We start from the raw sequence: 16,720 nt of genomic DNA on the forward strand, positions 1-16,720 counted from the left end.
GATAAAAGCCGAAATATTGCTTAATTAATATCTAACAATTCGATTATTTACGCGAGGCAATTTTGGCCGCTGTCGGCTCCAGGGACTCCCGCTCCCGATCGAACGCCAAATAATACTTGTTGACGCTATTAACATAGCTGACGCCGCCCATCCCTACCTGCTCCATGGCAATGCGTTCAACCTGGAAAAACCACTGATTGGGGTTAAGCCCACGGCGCTTGGCCTCGGTGCGCATGCCTTGCACTCGCTCCGGCCCCATGTTGTACGCTGCCAGCATAAAGGCCATGCGCTCGCGCTCATTGAGCTTGGGGCTGGCGAAAAACTTGCGACGGATCATCGCCAGGTAACGCGCCCCCGCTTGCACGTTATTGTCGAGCGTCTCGATATTGTTGACCCCCACCCGCTGGGCCGCCGACGGCGTGATCTGCATCAGGCCGGTGGGGCCGCCGCTGTTGCGCGCACCTGGGTCCAGGGAAGACTCCTTGAACGCCAACGCCGCCAGGTTCAGCCAGTCCATACCTTGCTCACGTGCATGTTTTTGCAAAACCGGACGCAGTTTTTCCAGGCGCTGGCGGTCAGCCCGCGCCAATGGGTTACGGACCTGGTAGAGGCGTCGATAGATACGCTGGAAAGCCACATCCTGGTCGGAAGGCGTGTGATAGGTCTTGAGAAACCGATCAATGCTGGCGCGCAGCATCGACGCGTCCTGGCGTACAAACCAGAACTCGTCGCCCGGTTCGCTGATCACTACCTGTTTGTCAAAGCGCAACTTGGGCAGGATTTTCGCCCAGCGTTGGGCAATCGGTTTTTCCACAATCGTCAGGTGAAAAATCCCGGCCTGCACCATCTCCAGGACATCTTCCACCGCCAGGCTGGGGTCAACCCATTCCACTTTCACCGGTGGGCGCTTGTGCAGAGCCAGTTTTTGATTGACCTGACTGATGGCATCCGCCGCCGCACTGCCGGTGGTCAGCGTCAGTGTGCGACCCGACAGTTGCTCCAACTTGGTAAAGCGTCGTTCACCCTTGACGCCCACCAGCCACAACGGCACATCGCTGACAATTGGGTCGCTGGCGCTGACCTTGCGCACGCCCTTCACGTCCAGCAACTCACCGGGCGCTACCAGGTCGCCTTCACCGCGGGCCAGCGCGCCGAGCAACTGATCCTTGGCCTTGGGGATGATCTTGAGGTTGATGGCCTGCCCATCACGGGCATGGCCGTTGAGGTACTGCTCGAAGGCGCGCAACCGATGGTATTCGACACCGATGGCCTGGCCCTGCACTTCACCGGAACTGTTGCGGCTCTGGTTGACCAAGACGCGCAGGGTGCGGCTGGAGCGAATTTGCGCGAGGTCGCGGACCTTGCCGGGTTTGGCCACTTGCAGCGGCCCATCCAGACGTGCGACCGCCGCCATGGGCAGCCATAACGTCAGGCACAACATAAGCAACGCCGAGGGTCGGATCATCCGCTCTCCGGAAAGAAAACTGGCCAGCGCCTGCGCGAATAACGCAGTGCTGGTGGTCAGAAACAGAGCGCTTTATGCGCTGGCAAGGCGTGCAACGGCGCCACGGTGGCAGGCAATCGGCCCACCACAATGTCGCTTGCGACGTTCAAAGACAGCGTTAACGCATTGTAGTTCTTGGTTTTTCTTATCAATCTACAGCTCTGATATGCTTTCCGGCCGCAGGCGGAGATAGCACCATGCAACTCATTGATATTGGCGTCAACCTGACCAACCCCAGTTTCGACGAGAGGCACACGGCCGTTCTCGAACGCGCCTACGCCGCTGGCGTGCAGCAATTGGTACTCACCGGCACCAGCGTCGAGGGCAGCGAACAGGCCCTGCAACTGTGTGTAAAACTCGACGAAAGCGGCCAGCGCCTGTTCAGCACTGCCGGCATTCACCCCCACTCTGCCAGCGACTGGAACAGCGACAGCGCCCAACGTCTGCGCGGCTTGCTGGGCGACAGCCGAGTGCGCGCCGTGGGTGAATGCGGGCTGGATTTCAACCGGGACTTCTCCCCTCGCCCCCAGCAGGAAAAAGTCCTCGAAGAACACCTGGCCCTGGCGGTCGAGCTGCAACTGCCGGTATTTCTCCATGAGCGCGATGCCAACCAGCGTCTGCTGGAGATCCTCAAGGACTACCGCGACCACCTGCCTGCCGCCGTGGTGCACTGCTTCACCGGTGAACAGGCCGCACTGTTCAGTTACCTGGACCTGGATTTGCACATTGGCATCACGGGTTGGATCTGCGACGAACGCCGTGGCACTCACCTGCATCCGCTGGTAAGGGAAATTCCCCGAGGCCGTCTGATGCTGGAAAGCGATGCGCCCTACCTGCTGCCACGCACCCTGCGCCCCAAGCCGAAAAATGGTCGCAATGAGCCGGCGTACCTGCCCGAAGTACTGCGCGAAGTGGCCTTGCACCGTAACGAAACAATGGAAGACCTGGCGCTGCACAGCACCGCCTGCGCCCGGCGCTTTTTCGGTTTGCCTGCCGTGGATTAATGCGGCGCATTGACCCACGTCAAAAGCGCTGTTCTGAATAGCGGCACAATAATGGCACCTTGCCAATGCTGTTTCCGCTATCAGAGAAAACCTTCCATGGGTGCCTGGCTTAGCAATATCTCGCTCAAATACAAATTCTGGGCCGTCAATGCGGTCGCCTTTATCACCACCCTGCTGCTGGTGCTGTACGCCGTACAGCTTGAACAACAGGCGCGCAGCCAGGCGTCGCAGGCATCGGCCCAGGCTCAGGGGCGCCTGCTCAGCGCCTGGCCAGCCGACAAAACCTTGCCCACGGGTGAGCACTGGCTCACCTTTGCCAAAGGCCAGATCCCCCAGGATCTGCCCGCCCTGAGCACTGCCAACGGCTGGACTGAACTCAACCCCATGCCGTTGTTCGGTGAAAACCCGCTGATCGGCGCCGAAGTGATCAGCCGGGCCGGCGGCCAGCAGGTCGCAGTCCTGGCCTACGCGCCGAGCCTGAGCCAAGTGTTCCGTGAACGCTTCACTCATTACGCCGTCGCGGTAGCCGTGCTGATGCTGGCCATGCTCGGCGCCTCGCAGTTGTTGATCCGCTTCCTGCTCAGCCAACTCAACACCCTCAAGGATGTGATGCTGCACGTTGAAAAAACCGGCGACCTCTCGGCGCGGGTGCCATTGGCCTGCAAGGATGAAGTCGGCCAGATGGCCAGTGCCTTCAACGCCATGCAAGCCGGCTACCAGCGGGTGGTCAATACCGTGGCCCGCACCGCCCGGCAACTGGACGACGGCGCCGCACGCCTGGCTAGCAGCATGAACGAGGTACAACACGGCATGCTCGGCCAGCAGAGCGAAACCGACCAGGCCGCCACCGCCATCAACGAAATGACCGCCACCGTCTACCACATCGCCCAGCACGCGGGCGCCACCCGTGACTTGTCCCAGTCCGCCGACACCCTCGCCGGCAGCGGCCAGGCAGTGGTCACCCGGGTGCAGCGCTCGATCGCCGGGCTGTCCAGTGGCGTACAGCAGACCGCCGAAATGATCCAGAAACTGGCCGAAGACAGCCAGAAAATCAACGGTGTGGTCAGTGTGATCCACAGCATCGCCGAACAGACCAACCTGCTTGCCCTCAACGCCGCCATCGAAGCCGCCCGCGCCGGGGAAATGGGCCGCGGTTTCGCGGTGGTCGCCGATGAAGTGCGCAACCTGGCCAAGCGCGTGCAAAGCTCCACCGACGAAATCACCCGCATGGTCTCGGCGCTGCAAGCCGGCACCCGCGACGCCGTGGACTTCATGCAGGAAAGCTCATTTAAGGCCGATGACTGCGTGCAGCAGGCCCAGGAAGCCGGCATCGCGCTGGCTGAAATCACCGGGGCCGTGGCACAGATGCGCGAAAGCAACACCCAGATTGCCGTGGCCGCCGAGCAACAAAGCCATGTCGCCGAAGAAATGAACCGCGCCGTGGTGAGCATTCGCGATGTGACCGAAAACACCGTACATCAAACCGTGGCGTCGGCGACCACCAGCAATGAACTGGCGACGCTGGCCGGGGAGTTGAGCAAGGCGATTGGGCAGTTGAAGTTGTAAGACTGTTCCAGCTGTAATCCGACTCCTACGACCAAGCCTCGATTTACCTGAGATTAAGACGAAACTTCCTCGCTCCTCTCGCGAATAACGCCGACTTCTTTTACCTGACAACCACTGCAAAGTCCCTCGCCTGATCAAACAGCGCGAGGGAGTGCAGATGGTGGTGTTCGTTAAAGCCCTGGTGGATGGGGCTGTCTCTTGATCTCGGTGCTGGCCAACCTGGTACTGGTGCCCCTAGATCCCGAAGCGCCGAAGGTTGAGCGCGTATTCGCGGATTTCCGCACCTGCCTGAATACCTTTGATAAGTGGACCGACAGCTTTTTAAGTGGTTCGACACTTAGCGTGGAGCAGGTATTCAAGGTGGGAGAACAGGTCGCACTGGTCGCGCCGGCTTCTTCCAAAAAACCCAGTCGTACGGTCGCTCAATGCAAAGCCCAAGGCGGGCTGACCTTGGTGCATCTGTTCGAAAGCACGCAGTTCGTGCCCATCGGCAACACGCCCGTGAGGCTGCAAGCCGTTGCACAAGACAGAAGCCCCATAGGTGCGCCACTGCATCGCACCATTGGCCCCAGCGGCATTCTTGAAGTCAACGACTGTACCCGCGACCAGACGTACGAAATCACCTTTTACCCCAACGTTTCCAAGGCTCACGTCCAGGCGCTGTATGCGTCCTATGAGTCTGTGATCGCCGGGCTGGAAGCGGATTTGCGCAAGGCCTGGGCCGAGCACTTCAAACCTCGATGGGCAGACTTTGCCAAAGCGCCCGCTTACAAGCGCAGTGCGTTACAGGGCATGGCCTTTGCTGCCGGGCTTGGCAGCGCGCTTTATAACCTGTGGGACAACATCACCGAGCTGTACGACCTACTCGCGAATCTCAAATCCAATAGCGAGAAGCTGCTGAAATACCTGTCCGAAGCTGAGCTGAAGGCGCTGCTCACGCTGGGCAAAGCCACGCTGGCCAAGGGTTTGCTGGTGCTCAGTGATGAGCCGCTGTTGTTTATCTACCTGTCGGCGCTGGTGGCCTGGGTACGCATGCTGCCGCCACCTGACATGTACGAACTGCTGGGTGAAATCACCGGCGAAGTCTTGATCAATCTGTTGCTGATCTGGGCCACGCGAGGCATTGGGGTCCAGCTGCGCCTGGGTGCTCAGGTGCTTAGTGGCGTCAAGTCGGGGCGTGCGCGGGCATTGTTGGAATTGCTGGCCAAGCAGGTGACAGGGCCTCGGCTGGAAGCTCATGTCGAGGTCGCCAAGCCGGTGTTGCTGAGCAGTGCGGCGACGCCGGTCAAGGCCGTGCCAGTGGTTCCATTGAAGGCCGGCGACACACTGGTTTCGAACCCGGTGCCGGTGGTTCGCAACAAGACCCGACAGACCGTGTTGGTCCGTCAGGAACACGTCGATGATCTGCCTGCCGTGGCGTCGAATCCGAAAGGGGATGCGACGGCGCCAGCGGACAAGACGGTCACCAACGGCTGCCCGGTGTCGATGGTCACCGGGGAAGAATTGCTCACCCTCACCGATGGCGCGCTGGACGGGGTTTTGCCGTTTGAGTGGACGCGGCTGTATCGCACCAGTGCGGTGGATGTGGATTGCGGGTTGGGGTTTGGCTGGAGTCATGCGCTGGCGCACAGGCTTTGTGTGTCGGGCGATTCGGTGGTGTGGACCGACCATGAGAACCGCTCGACTACCCTGCCCTTGCCCACATCTGCCCGACCCGCGATCACCAATAGCCTGGCGGAAGCAGCGATCTACTTGGGCTCGGCTCCTGATGAGTTAGTGCTGGCCCAGGCGTCGCGGTTCTATCACTTTCGCGATGGTGTGCTGGTCTCGATCAGCGATGCGTATGACAACCGGCTGCGCATTTGCCGTGATCCCTCCGGGCGGATTGAGCGGCTGGATAACGGTGCTGGCCGTTCGCTGCTTTTGCGTTATGAGCTGGATCGCATCGTGGCGGTGGACTACCAGGTGCATCGCGCCAAAGGGCGTGAGCCCTACGTGTGGGAGACCGAGCAGAACGTTGTTTCCTACGCCTATGACGAACACGGACGACTGGTCTGCGCGACCAATGCTGTCGGGGAAAGCGAGCGTTATCGGTATGACGATCAGCACGTCATTCTTGAACGCCAACTGGCCGGTGGGGCGAGTTTCTTCTGGGTGTGGGAACGATCTGGCAAAGCGGCGCGGTGTGTCCGGCATTGGGCGAGTTTTTCCCAGATGGACACGCGCTATGCCTGGGGGGATGACGGCCGTGTCACCGTGCATAACGCCGATGGCAGCCAGGAAGTGTATGTCCATGACCAGCGGGCGCGGTTGGTGCAGCGCATCGATCCGGACGGCGCGCAGCATTTCAAATCCTACGATGCCGAGGGGCGGCTGACCGTCGAACAGGATCCGCTGGGCGCGGTGACGGCGTATCAGTACGACGAAGCCGGACGCTTGGTGGCGTTGTTTCCGGGGGATGACGAGCCGACGTCTTACGAGCATGACAACGGCTTCGTAAGGGTTGTAAGGCGCGGTGAGGCGGTTTGGAAATATGAGCGCAATGACCAGGGTGACGTCATCCGCAAGATTGATCCGGATGGCAGCGCGATCGACTACAGCTACAACAAACACGGGCAACTGACGGGGGTTTGGTACCCGGACAGCAGTTGCCATCGGCTGGTGTGGAACGAGCGTGGGCAGTTGCTTGAGGAGCAATTGCCCCATGGTGGGATCAAGCGTTATCGCTATGACGACCTCGGAAGGCAAATCGCCCGTGAGGATGAGCACGGCGCGCAAACAGTCTATGAATGGGACAGCGTCGGTCGGCTGATTCGCCTCGTCTTGCCAGGCGGCGCCACACGCGAATTCAGCTACAACCCCTACGGCAAAATCATCGCCGAACGCGACGAACTCGGCCACGTCACCCGCTACGAATACGCAGACGGCCTGCACCTGATCAGCCGCCGTATCAACGCCGACGGCACCCAGGTCAAATACCGCTACGACAACGTTCGCTTACTGCTGACCGAAATCGAAAACGAAGTCGGCGAAACCTACCAGCTCGACTACCACCCCAATGGCCTGATCCAACAGGAAACCGGCTTCGACGGCCAACGCACCGCCTACGTCTACGACCTCAACGGCAACCTGCTGGAGAAAACCGAATACGGCGACGATGACAGTCAGCTCATCACCCGCTACCAGCGCGATTACGCCGGGCGACTCGTACGAAAAACCCTGCCCGATGCCAGCGTTGTCGACTACGCCTACGACCGCCAGGGCAACCTGCTCAGCGTCGAAGACGGTCACTGGGCACGGGCCTACGAATACGACCGCCAAAACCGCCTCACCGCCGAACACCAAGGCTGGGGCACCCTGCGCTACGGCTACGACGCCTGCGGGCAACTGAAAAACCTGTGCCTGCCAGACAACAACCGCATCACCTTCAACCACGACAAAGGCGGCCACCTCGCCACGGTCGAACTCAACGGTGAAGTACTCACCTTACATCTCTTCAACAGCGGCCGCGAACACCAGCGCCAGCAAGGCCAACTGCTCAGCCACTACCACTACGACGATCAACACCGCCTGCACGCCCACGCGGTGACCCAGCAACAGAACCACCTCTACCAACGCCAATACGACTACGACAAAGCCGGCAACCTCACCCGCCTGCTCGACACCCGCAAAGGCGAACACCGCTACCACTACGACCCCCTCGCCCGCCTGACCCGCGCCGACCACTCCCAAGACGTGCAGGAACGCTTCGGCCACAACCCCGCCGGCAACCTGCTGATGCAAGACCGCCCCGGCCCGGACATCGTCGCGGCCAACCGCCTGATGATCCAAGGCGACCGCCACTACGACTACGACGCCTTCGGCAACCTCATCCGCGAACGGCGCGGTAAAGGCCAGCAACTCGTTACGGAGTACCACTACGACTGCCAGCATCGGCTAATCAGCATCACAAAGCCGAACGGCGAAACCGCCAGTTATCGCTATGACCCATTTGGGCGGCGCATCAGCAAGACCGTGGAGGGCAAGACCACCGAGTTTTTCTGGCAAGGCGACAAGCTGATTGCCGAACACCATGCAGAGCGCCATCGCAGCTATCTCTACGAACCAGACAGCTTCCGCCCACTGGCACTATTGGAAGGTTTCGGCCCAAAAGAAACCAAGCCCTACCACTACCAACTCGACCACCTCGGCACCCCGCAGGAACTCACCAGCCCCGAGGGCGAAATCGTCTGGTCCGCCCACTACCGCGCCTACGGCCAGATCGCCCGGTTCGACGTGGGCGACATCGACAACCCGCTACGGTTTCAAGGGCAGTATTTCGATGCGGAAAGCGGGCTGCATTACAACCGCCATCGCTACTACAATCCGGATATTGGTCGCTACCTGACACCGGACCCGGTGAAGTTGGCGGGGGGGATCAATGGGTACCGGTATGTGCCCAACCCTACCGGGTGGGTTGATCCTCTAGGGTTGAGCGCAAATTGTCCTGGCTCAGGAAAGAAAAAACCGCTCTGCTCTTTGCCTGCAGAACCGGATATACCCGATGTCTCTCGTAAAGGGGCGTTCAGGCAAGCAAAAAGGGATGCCAATGTACCTATGACTCAAAACCCCGATGTGATGACACACCCTAGCTCAGGAAGAACGACACAGTACAAAATAGAAAAAATGACTGATTTGAATGATGACAATATATTGGATGAAAGCGGTATAACCATAAACTCAAGGGTTTATCAATTCACGAGAGCAGATGGCTCTAAGGTTCTAATTCAGGGCCATTCTGCCGGGCATAAATTCGGCAGACCAGACGGCATAGGTGACCAAAAAGCGCATTTCAATTTGCGACCAATAGACAAGCCTCGAAACGGAACCGTAGACGGCGGCAAGGACCATTACAACTTTAGGAGAAGTCGATGAAATACTGGAACGAACTTGATCATAATATTTTTTTTGAAAAAATTTTTAGCACGCCTGTAGAAATCAGCAAAATTGCTCTTTTTTCTTTGCAAATAGAAAATGATCGACCTTCTGTGGGGTTAGGATTCGACATACCCGAATTCCCAGATACTTTGCCAAAAAAATGGGAAGGGAAAGGCTATAACACCTGCAGAATGGGCATCGATTGTCATGGCATTCGCGAATTAAAAATACACAACATCCCCATTAGAGAGGTGTTTCTTGTTGATATCACCAAGCAAAATGATCTTTTTCATTTCCAAGCAAAGAATGAAAACTCTCTAATTGAATTCAAGGCTAAATTCATTTCACTTTGCGATCCGAATGTATACATAAATGGTCCAGACGATTATTTTTTCTAGATAGAACAAAAATCGCGTAATTACTATGACCCCCATAGCCAGCCCCAATTCGCCACCCTGCCCACCTCAACCTAGACTCTGTTCAAGTTGTTTCAACGGACAGAGGATTCACCACCATGGGCAAACGTCACCCCAATCTCCCCGCCTGGCAATGGCGTCAGTACCCACAGAACCATCAGCACCCAACCAACCTGGCGTTGCACCTGATTGCCGTGCCGCTGTTTATCGTCGGTTTTCTGCTGATCGTTTCGGGCGTGTTCAGCCTCAGCCTGGCCAGCTTCGCGGTCGGCGTGATTGGCATTGTCGCGGGCCTGGCGTTGCAGCGTCATGGCCATAGCCTGGAGGCCCAGGCCAGTGAGCCGTTCAGCGATCGTAAAGATGCGGTGCAGCGCCTGGTGGTCGAGCAGTTCGTGACTTTCCCGCGCTTTGTGCTCAGCGGTGGCTGGTGGCGCGCCTGGCGGCAGCGGCACCACCACTGACCGGCAGGTTCAGGCGAACACCACCACAGTCTGACGGCTAAGGGCGATCAACTCGCCGGTCGGGCTCCACAAGGCAGCGGCAGCGTGGCCGTAGCCGTCGCGGGCGTGCTCGATGTTGACGTGGTACTGGCACCAGTCGAGGGTGGTCAGGTCTTGCAGCGGCTGGATGAACTCGATGGTCCAAGTCAAGGTACTGCCCGGCGCGGGCTTTTTGAGGTGTGGCAGTAGCGCCGGTGGCCAGGCGTCGACCAGGGCGAGGATATGCGCCTCGGTCAGTGGTTCTTCTTTTACATCTCCGCGCAACCGTACCCAACCGCCCATCTCGCGGGATTTATTGCCGGTAAACGGCAGGCCACCCACACTCCAGCGCATTGCCAGATGGCTCATGAATTCGGGGGTAACACCCTTGATATAGGGCAGCTCCTGGCACTCATCCCAGTGTTTGAATACCGGTGGCGGCTCACTCGCCACATCAATCTCGGAGGGGCGAGAGGCGCCAAAACTGGCCTGGACCAGGGTCGCCACTTCACCGTTCTGCACCACGCGCCCCAGCAACTGGCTGACCGCCTTGCCTTCGCGCAGCACTTCGACCTGGTAACTGGCGGGCACATCCGGCGTTACCGGGCCGACAAAGGTGACTGCCAGGGAGCGCAGCGGTCGATCCGCCGGCACCTGGGCACGCAGCGCCTCGTATTGCAAGGCAGCGACCAGGCCGCCAAAGGTGGCCCGGCCCTGGGCCCATTCGGCAGGAATGGTGACATCCAGAGGATTGCTACGGGCAGCATCGAGCAAATCACTAAAGCGCATGGCGACCTCACATCAAGTAAATCGTGGAGGAATCTTAACCATCGAATTCGGCAGGCACAGCGCCCATTCCGGCCAAAAACCGGACCGGTTTAAAAACACTCGGCGCTAAGTTTATCCAGCACGCGGTCGGCCTTGCCTTGCGCCTTGAGCATGGTGCGCTGCCATACCGCTACGCAGGGTTGCAGGTCCGGCTCGTGACCGGCCTGGGCCAGCCACTGCCAACAGTCATGCCAATCACCCAGGGCGCTCTGGGCTTTTTTCAAGTGCGACAGGGCGTTGGCGGGTAATTTGTCCAGCTCCGGATACGCCTCGGCGGCATAGCGCACACGCTTGATCAGCAACCGCAGCCGGTGGCGATCATGATCGGGATCCTTCAGGGCCTCATCGAGTCTCTGCCATTGCTTGGCCAGGCGTTTCTGGATGCGCGGGCGCAAGCCCTTGAGCAGTTTCTGGTGCTGGGACGCGCGGATAAACCGTGGGAATGCATCCAGGATCAGCAGCAAGTGCGCCAGCTCCGGGCTTTGCGCCACCTGGCGATAGGCCTCGGGCTGCAGACGCAGGCGCCGATCAGCCGCGTCGTGATAACCGTGCTGATGCAAATACGCCGCCAGCACCTCTCGGTCGCGTAGCGGCGTAGTCAGTTGGCCAACCGTGCTGGCGGCCAATTCAAGCTGTTCGACACCGGGCAGCCCGCGCAAAGGCCGCAACAGGCTGCGCAGGCGGCGTACCGTGGTGCGCAAATCATGCAGGGCTTCATCGTCAGTGACGGCGGCGAGGCGAGCCTGGCAGCTCAGTAACCCTACTTCCAGGCCAATGACCTGAGCGACTAACTGATTGACCAACGCTGACATCCTGCCCTCACTTTCCGATGAAAAATCCTACCCGCCGCTGGTTCATCGCCCGGCGCGAGACTCACGAATGTAGAACCGCGCCTTTTCGGCCTTGTTGGAGCAGCCCTCGAACGCTTCGAACTGCTGCTGAGTCTTGGCGCCAGTCAACAGCGACAAAGCCTTGGAGTAGCTGACAGTGCCGGCAAAACCTTCGGCCTTGGCCAGGTCCAGTTCTTTCCAGGCGGCGTCCAATTGCGAGCCGCAGCTGTCGCGATACGCGGTTTTCCCAGCACAGCCAGCCAAGGCCAACACGATCACAGGCAAACAGATCCAGGCTTTCATTGATGACACCTCAAATATACAAATTCAGTCGTAGCCTGTAGACGTTGCCTACAGGGAAAAGTGCCTTGTCCTTAGCCTGAAATCAGTAGTACCTATTGCCAGAGCATACCCGAGCCTGATCGCCAGCCTGGAAAAATATTGCGCGCTGTCAGCAAGGATTGAAGCAGGCCCCTTGATGGGTGCATTGTGGGCCCCTGTTTTGCGAAGGATCTGGCCATGAAGAAACGTGTTGCCTTAGTGCTGGGCTCCGGTGGGGCCAGGGGCTACGCCCATATCGGGGTGATCGAAGAAATCGAACGACGCGGCTATGACATCGCCTGTATCGCCGGCTGTTCCATGGGCGCCGTGGTGGGTGGGATCTACGCCGCCGGCAAGCTCGACGAGTACCGCAACTGGATTGAAAGCCTGGACTACCTCGACGTACTGCGCTTGGTGGATGTGAGCTTTCGCCTGGGGGCGATTCGTGGTGAAAAGGTGTTCGGGCAAATCCGCAAGATTGTCGGCGACATCAATATCGAGGAGTTGCGCATCCCCTACACCGCCGTCGCCACCGACCTCACCAACCAACAGGAGATCTGGTTCCAGGAAGGCTGCCTGCACCAGGCCATGCGCGCCTCGGCGGCGATCCCTAGCCTGTTCACACCGGTGATGCAGGGCAACCGCATGCTGGTGGACGGCGGCCTGCTCAACCCGCTGCCCATCGTGCCGGTGGTGTCGAGCCATTGTGACTTGATCATTGCGGTCAACCTCAATGCCACCAACCAGAAGCACTACCAATTGCCGGTGATCCAGCGCCCGCCCGCGTTCAAGAGCCGCTTCAACAGCCTGGCCAAGTCCCTGGGCTCGCACCTGCCGTTTCGCCGCAAGCAGGCCGAGCAGTTGATGAAACTGGAACAAGAAGCCTTGCAGGCCCAGGCCGCCGAGATCAACCCGTGGCTGGAGTCTGCCGAACCCGAAGCCCAACAACCTGCCGCGGCGCCGGAGAAAGCCGGCGCACCGAAGTCGGCGACCGGCTCGTTCATCATCGACAACGTCGGGCCTGCATCGCTGCTGGACCTGATCAACCAGAGTTTCGAGGTGATGCAAACCTCCTTGGCGCAATACAAGATCGCTGGATACCCGCCGGATGTGCTGATCAACGTGCCGAAGCGGGTGTGCCGGTTTTTCGAGTTCTATAAAGCGCCGGAGTTGATCGCGTTGGGGCGGGAGATTGCCAGTGATACGTTGGATCGGTATGAGAGTGAGCAGAGTTGAGCGTGGGGTTGTTGCTGATGGCCTCTTCGCGAGCAAGCCCGCTCCCACATTTTGACCTGTGAATACATTCAAAGTGTGGGAGCGGGCTTGCTCGCGAAAGGGCCGGCCCAGACAGCGATAAACTCAAGCACTCAGCAACCGATACCCCACCCCCGCCTCAGTCACGATAAACCGCGGCTGGGTCGGGTCATCTGCCAGCTTCTGGCGCAGGTGCCCCACCACGATACGCAGGTAGTGGCTGTCCTCGGTATGGGTTGGGCCCCAGATGTCCTTGAGCAATTGCTGCTGGGTAATCACCCGCCCCGGATGCCGGGCCAGTTGCGCCAGCACTGCGTACTCCTTGCGGGTCAGCGCCACCTCGGCACCGTCCAGCAGTACGCGGCGATAGGCCAGGTCTACGGTCAGCGGGCCAAAACTCAAGGCGGCTTCCTGGGCCTCGCCCGCTGGTGCCTGGCGCAACAGCGCACGCACGCGGGCAAGAAACTCCTGGATGCCGAACGGTTTGGTCACGTAGTCATTGGCGCCACCGTCGAGGGCCTCGACCTTCTGACCTTCGCTGGCCCGCACCGACAGCACCAGCACCGGCACCGTGGACCATTCGCGAAACTCGCGCAGCACCTGTTGGCCGTCCATGTCGGGCAGGCCCAGGTCGAGCACCAGTAAATCCGGTTTGCTCAAGGCCGCTTGGGCCAGGCCTTCGTTGCCGGTGCCGGCTTCGATCACCTTATAGCCTTGGGAAGCCAGGCTGATGCGCAGGAATTTGCGGATCTGGGGTTCGTCATCAATGACAAGAATCGTCGCGGTCTGGCTCATGGTGTCTCATCAAAACCCATTAAAAAATCCCCCCCTGTAGGAGCGAGCTTGCTCGCGAAAAACTTCTAGGCACCGCGTGCATTCAGGGCGCCATCATTATCGTTAACGACCTTCGCGAGCAAGCTCGCTCCTACAGGGTTATTCCAAGGCAGGTTGTGTCGGCAATGGAAGAAACAAGGTGATGCAGGTGCCCCGCCCGTCAATGCCATCGGCCACGCTGATATGCCCACCGTGCGCGCCGACCATGCCCTGGCAGATCGCCAACCCGAGGCCGGTGCCCTGCCCGCCTCGATCACCGCGGGCGGCGGTGTAGAACATGTCGAAGATCTTCGCACGCTCCTCCTCGGGAATCCCTGGCCCTTCATCCGCCACGGCAAAAAACAATTGCTCATCCTGCACGCCCGCGCGCAACTGCAAGCGGCCCTGGGGCGGCGAAAACCGTGCGGCGTTTTCCAGCACGTTGACCAAGGCCTGCTCGATCAACGCCGCATGCACATACAACAAAGGCAGTTCCGGCGGCACATCGGTGCTCACTTGCAACGGCGCCAGCACGGCGCGCAATCGCCCAAGGGCACTGCCGACGATGTCGCCGGGCGACACCCAATCGCGCGCCAGTTTCAGCGCACCGTGGCCCAGGCGTGTCATGTCCAGCAGGTTCTGGATATAGCGGTCGAGGCGCTCGGCTTCATCGCGAGTGCCTTCGAGCAGTTCGCGGCGATCCTCCAGCGGGATGGCTTCACCGAGGGCCAGCAGGCTGTCGATGCTGCCGCGCATGGACGTCAACGGCGTGCGCAAATCGTGGGACACCGAGGCAAGCAAAGCGCTGCGCAGTTGTTCGGTTTCGCCGTGCAGGCGCGCCGATTCCAACTCTTGTCCCAATTGTGCCCGCGCCAGCGCCTGGGCCAGCGGTTGGCTCAACGCCGTGAGCAAGCGCCGACGTTGCCCGCTCAATTCCAGGCCAGGCTTGGCACTGACACCCAGCAAACCCAAGGGCCCCTCTTCACCCGACAGCGGCCACCACCACCAACGCCCCAACGGCAAGGTGCCGGTGCCCATGCCGGCCGGCTGATCATGCTGCCAGGCCCAATCGGCGGCGGCGCGTTCGGCTTCGGTGAGGGTCAACGGGCCACCGGTCTCGACCTTCCAGCCGCCCTGGCCGTCGCGATTGACCAGGCACAAGTCGAGGTCGTTCCAACCTTGCAGATGGTGGGCGGCGGCGCTGATGACGGCTTGGCGGTCGGTGGCGGCGGTGAGCTTGCGCGACAGGTCGAGCAGCTCGCTGGTTTCTTCCTGGGTATCGCGCAACGCCTGCAACTGGCGGCGCTGGCGTGCGGCGAGGTTGCCGGTCAACGCCGCCATCAACAGAAAGAACAATAGGGTCAGCACGTCTTCTTCGCGCTGGATGGCGAAGGAAAAATTCGGCGGGATAAACAGAAAATCGTAAGTCAGAAACGACAGCGCCGCACACACCAGGGACGGCCCCAGGCTACTGCGCACCGCCACCAACAGCACGGCGGCGAGAAACACCAACGAGATGTTCGGCAGCGCCAGGGCACTTGATACGGCCCAGGCCACTGCGGCAGCGGCGAGGGTCGCCACCACCGCCAAGGCGTAATCGAACCACACCAAACCGCGCACATCGGGCAGACGTGGCGGTGCAGGCATGTCATCGCTGTCGAGGACGTTGATTTCCAAACCGCGGGCATTGCGTAACAGGCGTGCGGCCAAGCCGCCACCGAACAGGCGCCGCCGCCAGCGCATCCGCGACTGCCCCACCAGCACCAGGCTGGCGCGGCGTTCGGCGGCATGCTGGATCAGGGTCTTGGCCACTTCCCCAGCGCGCAGCAACACCACTTCGCCGCCCAACCGCTCTGCCAGTTGCTGGGCGTTTTGCAGGCGCAGGCGCGATTGCTCATCCCGCGCACGGCCGTTGTCGATGTGCACCAGGCTCCAAGGCAAATGCCGACGCTGGGCCACGCGGCTGGCATGACGCACCAGGCGTTCAGCTTGGGCATCGCCATCCACCCCGACCAGCAAGCGCCCGCGCACCGCCGGCGCGGCCTGGCCGAGTTGGCGGTAGCCCTGGGCCAGGTCGTCATCGACATGGGCGGCGGCGGTTTGCATAGCCAGCTCGCGCAGGGCCATGAGGTTGGTCTGGGTGAAAAACGCATCGATGGCCGCACGCGCCTGCTCGGGCACATACACCTTGCCGTCACGCAGGCGCTCGAGCAGCTCGCGAGACGGCAGGTCGATCAGCAGCAGTTCGTCGGCCTCTTGCAGCACCCAGTCCGGCAGGGTTTCGCGCACGTGCACGCCGGTGATGCCGCGCACTTGGTCGTTGAGGCTTTCCAGGTGCTGGACGTTGACCGTGGTGAACACGTTGATGCCGGCTGCGAGCAGTTCCTGGATGTCTTGCCAGCGTTTTTCATGCCGGCTGCCGGGGGCATTGCTATGGGCCAGCTCGTCCACCAGCACCAGCTTTGGCTTGGCGGCGAGCAGGCCGTCGAGGTCCATTTCTTCGAGCATCACGCCACGGTATTCGCTGCGCAACAACGGTTGTTGCGGCAGGCCGCTGAGCAAGGCTTCGGTTTCGGCGCGGCCGTGGGTTTCGACCACCCCGGCGATCAGGCGCACGCCCTGGCGCAGTTGGGTATGGGCGGCCTGGAGCATGGCGTAGGTCTTGCCCACACCGGGCGCAGCGCCGAGGAAGACTTTGAGCCGGCCACGGCCGTCCCGGGGCAGATCGGCTAACAGGGCATCGGCGCGGCCGGCGTCGCTCATGCTGTGGTCCTTCGATAATTCAATG

At 60.4% G+C, this 16,720-nt stretch carries 12 protein-coding genes; 6 read left to right on the forward strand and 6 right to left on the reverse strand.

Translation table 11 applies throughout. The features are described 5' to 3' along the window. Window positions 1-43: 43 nt before the first annotated feature. Window positions 44-1,465: a transglycosylase SLT domain-containing protein gene (locus tag MF6394_RS09730; RefSeq protein ID WP_044274574.1), complete on the reverse strand. Its 1,422-nt coding sequence runs from the start codon at window positions 1,463-1,465 to the stop codon at window positions 44-46. Window positions 1,466-1,701: 236 nt separating this feature from the next. Here MF6394_RS09730 and MF6394_RS09735 point away from each other — a divergent pair, with 236 nt between their 5' ends. From MF6394_RS09735 to MF6394_RS09755, 5 genes are all read left to right on the forward strand, one after another. Next, window positions 1,702-2,508, forward strand: a complete 807-nt coding sequence (locus tag MF6394_RS09735; RefSeq protein ID WP_078466575.1) for a TatD family hydrolase — start codon at window positions 1,702-1,704, stop codon at window positions 2,506-2,508. A gap of 96 nt (window positions 2,509-2,604) precedes the next feature. Continuing rightward, a complete protein-coding gene (locus MF6394_RS09740) occupies window positions 2,605-4,074 on the forward strand; it encodes a methyl-accepting chemotaxis protein (protein ID WP_044274576.1) in 1,470 nt (489 codons plus the stop codon). A gap of 198 nt (window positions 4,075-4,272) precedes the next feature. After that, on the forward strand, window positions 4,273-8,988 hold the full coding sequence (locus MF6394_RS09745) for an RHS repeat-associated core domain-containing protein (protein ID WP_078466576.1): 4,716 nt from the start codon (window positions 4,273-4,275) through the stop codon (window positions 8,986-8,988). Beyond that, entirely contained in the window at window positions 8,985-9,389 is a 405-nt protein-coding gene (locus tag MF6394_RS09750; RefSeq protein WP_078466577.1) for an Imm50 family immunity protein, read from the forward strand. Before MF6394_RS09745 ends, MF6394_RS09750 begins: the two co-directional genes overlap by 4 nt. 116 nt (window positions 9,390-9,505) lie before the next feature. Continuing rightward, window positions 9,506-9,868: an Mpo1-like protein gene (locus MF6394_RS09755; protein WP_003189844.1), complete on the forward strand. Its 363-nt coding sequence runs from the start codon at window positions 9,506-9,508 to the stop codon at window positions 9,866-9,868. A 9-nt stretch (window positions 9,869-9,877) separates the two neighbouring features. Here the strand turns inward: MF6394_RS09755 and MF6394_RS09760 are convergent, their stop codons facing one another. The 3 genes from MF6394_RS09760 to MF6394_RS09770 all read right to left on the reverse strand — a co-directional run bounded on the left by MF6394_RS09760 (window position 9,878) and on the right by MF6394_RS09770 (window position 11,847). After that, on the reverse strand, window positions 9,878-10,675 hold the full coding sequence (locus MF6394_RS09760; RefSeq protein WP_078466578.1) for an acyl-CoA thioesterase: 798 nt from the start codon (window positions 10,673-10,675) through the stop codon (window positions 9,878-9,880). Between the two features lie 89 nt (window positions 10,676-10,764). Next, on the reverse strand, window positions 10,765-11,526 hold the full coding sequence (locus tag MF6394_RS09765; RefSeq protein ID WP_032892765.1) for a CHAD domain-containing protein: 762 nt from the start codon (window positions 11,524-11,526) through the stop codon (window positions 10,765-10,767). A 42-nt stretch (window positions 11,527-11,568) separates the two neighbouring features. Then, window positions 11,569-11,847, reverse strand: a complete 279-nt coding sequence (locus MF6394_RS09770; protein WP_078466579.1) for a hypothetical protein — start codon at window positions 11,845-11,847, stop codon at window positions 11,569-11,571. 216 nt (window positions 11,848-12,063) lie between these two features. On the opposite strand from MF6394_RS09770, the gene MF6394_RS09775 reads away from it, so the two are divergent. After that, a complete protein-coding gene (locus MF6394_RS09775; RefSeq protein WP_003189836.1) occupies window positions 12,064-13,101 on the forward strand; it encodes a patatin-like phospholipase family protein in 1,038 nt (345 codons plus the stop codon). 123 nt (window positions 13,102-13,224) lie between these two features. On the opposite strand, the gene MF6394_RS09780 is transcribed toward MF6394_RS09775, so the two are convergent. Then, window positions 13,225-13,914 carry a response regulator gene (locus tag MF6394_RS09780; RefSeq protein WP_044274219.1) on the reverse strand — a complete coding sequence of 230 codons (690 nt, stop codon included), beginning with the start codon at window positions 13,912-13,914 and terminating at the stop codon, window positions 13,225-13,227. A 138-nt stretch (window positions 13,915-14,052) separates the two neighbouring features. After that, complete coding sequence (locus tag MF6394_RS09785) at window positions 14,053-16,695, reverse strand: sensor histidine kinase (protein WP_047710379.1); 2,643 nt, start codon at window positions 16,693-16,695, stop codon at window positions 14,053-14,055. Window positions 16,696-16,720: the final 25 nt, after the last annotated feature.

The organism is Pseudomonas sp. MF6394, from assembly GCF_002018845.1.
Lineage (GTDB): Bacteria > Pseudomonadota > Gammaproteobacteria > Pseudomonadales > Pseudomonadaceae > Aquipseudomonas > Aquipseudomonas lactis.

Excerpts from the sequence above, each read along its gene's own strand:
- MF6394_RS09730 (WP_044274574.1), bottom strand. The coding sequence starts at position 1,465 with ATGATCCGACCCTCGGCGTTGCTTATGTTGTGCCTGACGTTATGGCTG.
- MF6394_RS09735 (WP_078466575.1), top strand. The coding sequence starts at position 1,702 with ATGCAACTCATTGATATTGGCGTCAACCTGACCAACCCCAGTTTCGAC.
- MF6394_RS09740 (WP_044274576.1), top strand. The coding sequence starts at position 2,605 with ATGGGTGCCTGGCTTAGCAATATCTCGCTCAAATACAAATTCTGGGCC.
- MF6394_RS09750 (WP_078466577.1), top strand. The coding sequence starts at position 8,985 with ATGAAATACTGGAACGAACTTGATCATAATATTTTTTTTGAAAAAATT.
- MF6394_RS09755 (WP_003189844.1), top strand. The coding sequence starts at position 9,506 with ATGGGCAAACGTCACCCCAATCTCCCCGCCTGGCAATGGCGTCAGTAC.
- MF6394_RS09760 (WP_078466578.1), bottom strand. The coding sequence starts at position 10,675 with ATGCGCTTTAGTGATTTGCTCGATGCTGCCCGTAGCAATCCTCTGGAT.
- MF6394_RS09765 (WP_032892765.1), bottom strand. The coding sequence starts at position 11,526 with ATGTCAGCGTTGGTCAATCAGTTAGTCGCTCAGGTCATTGGCCTGGAA.
- MF6394_RS09770 (WP_078466579.1), bottom strand. The coding sequence starts at position 11,847 with ATGAAAGCCTGGATCTGTTTGCCTGTGATCGTGTTGGCCTTGGCTGGC.
- MF6394_RS09775 (WP_003189836.1), top strand. The coding sequence starts at position 12,064 with ATGAAGAAACGTGTTGCCTTAGTGCTGGGCTCCGGTGGGGCCAGGGGC.
- MF6394_RS09780 (WP_044274219.1), bottom strand. The coding sequence starts at position 13,914 with ATGAGCCAGACCGCGACGATTCTTGTCATTGATGACGAACCCCAGATC.
- MF6394_RS09785 (WP_047710379.1), bottom strand. The coding sequence starts at position 16,695 with ATGAGCGACGCCGGCCGCGCCGATGCCCTGTTAGCCGATCTGCCCCGG.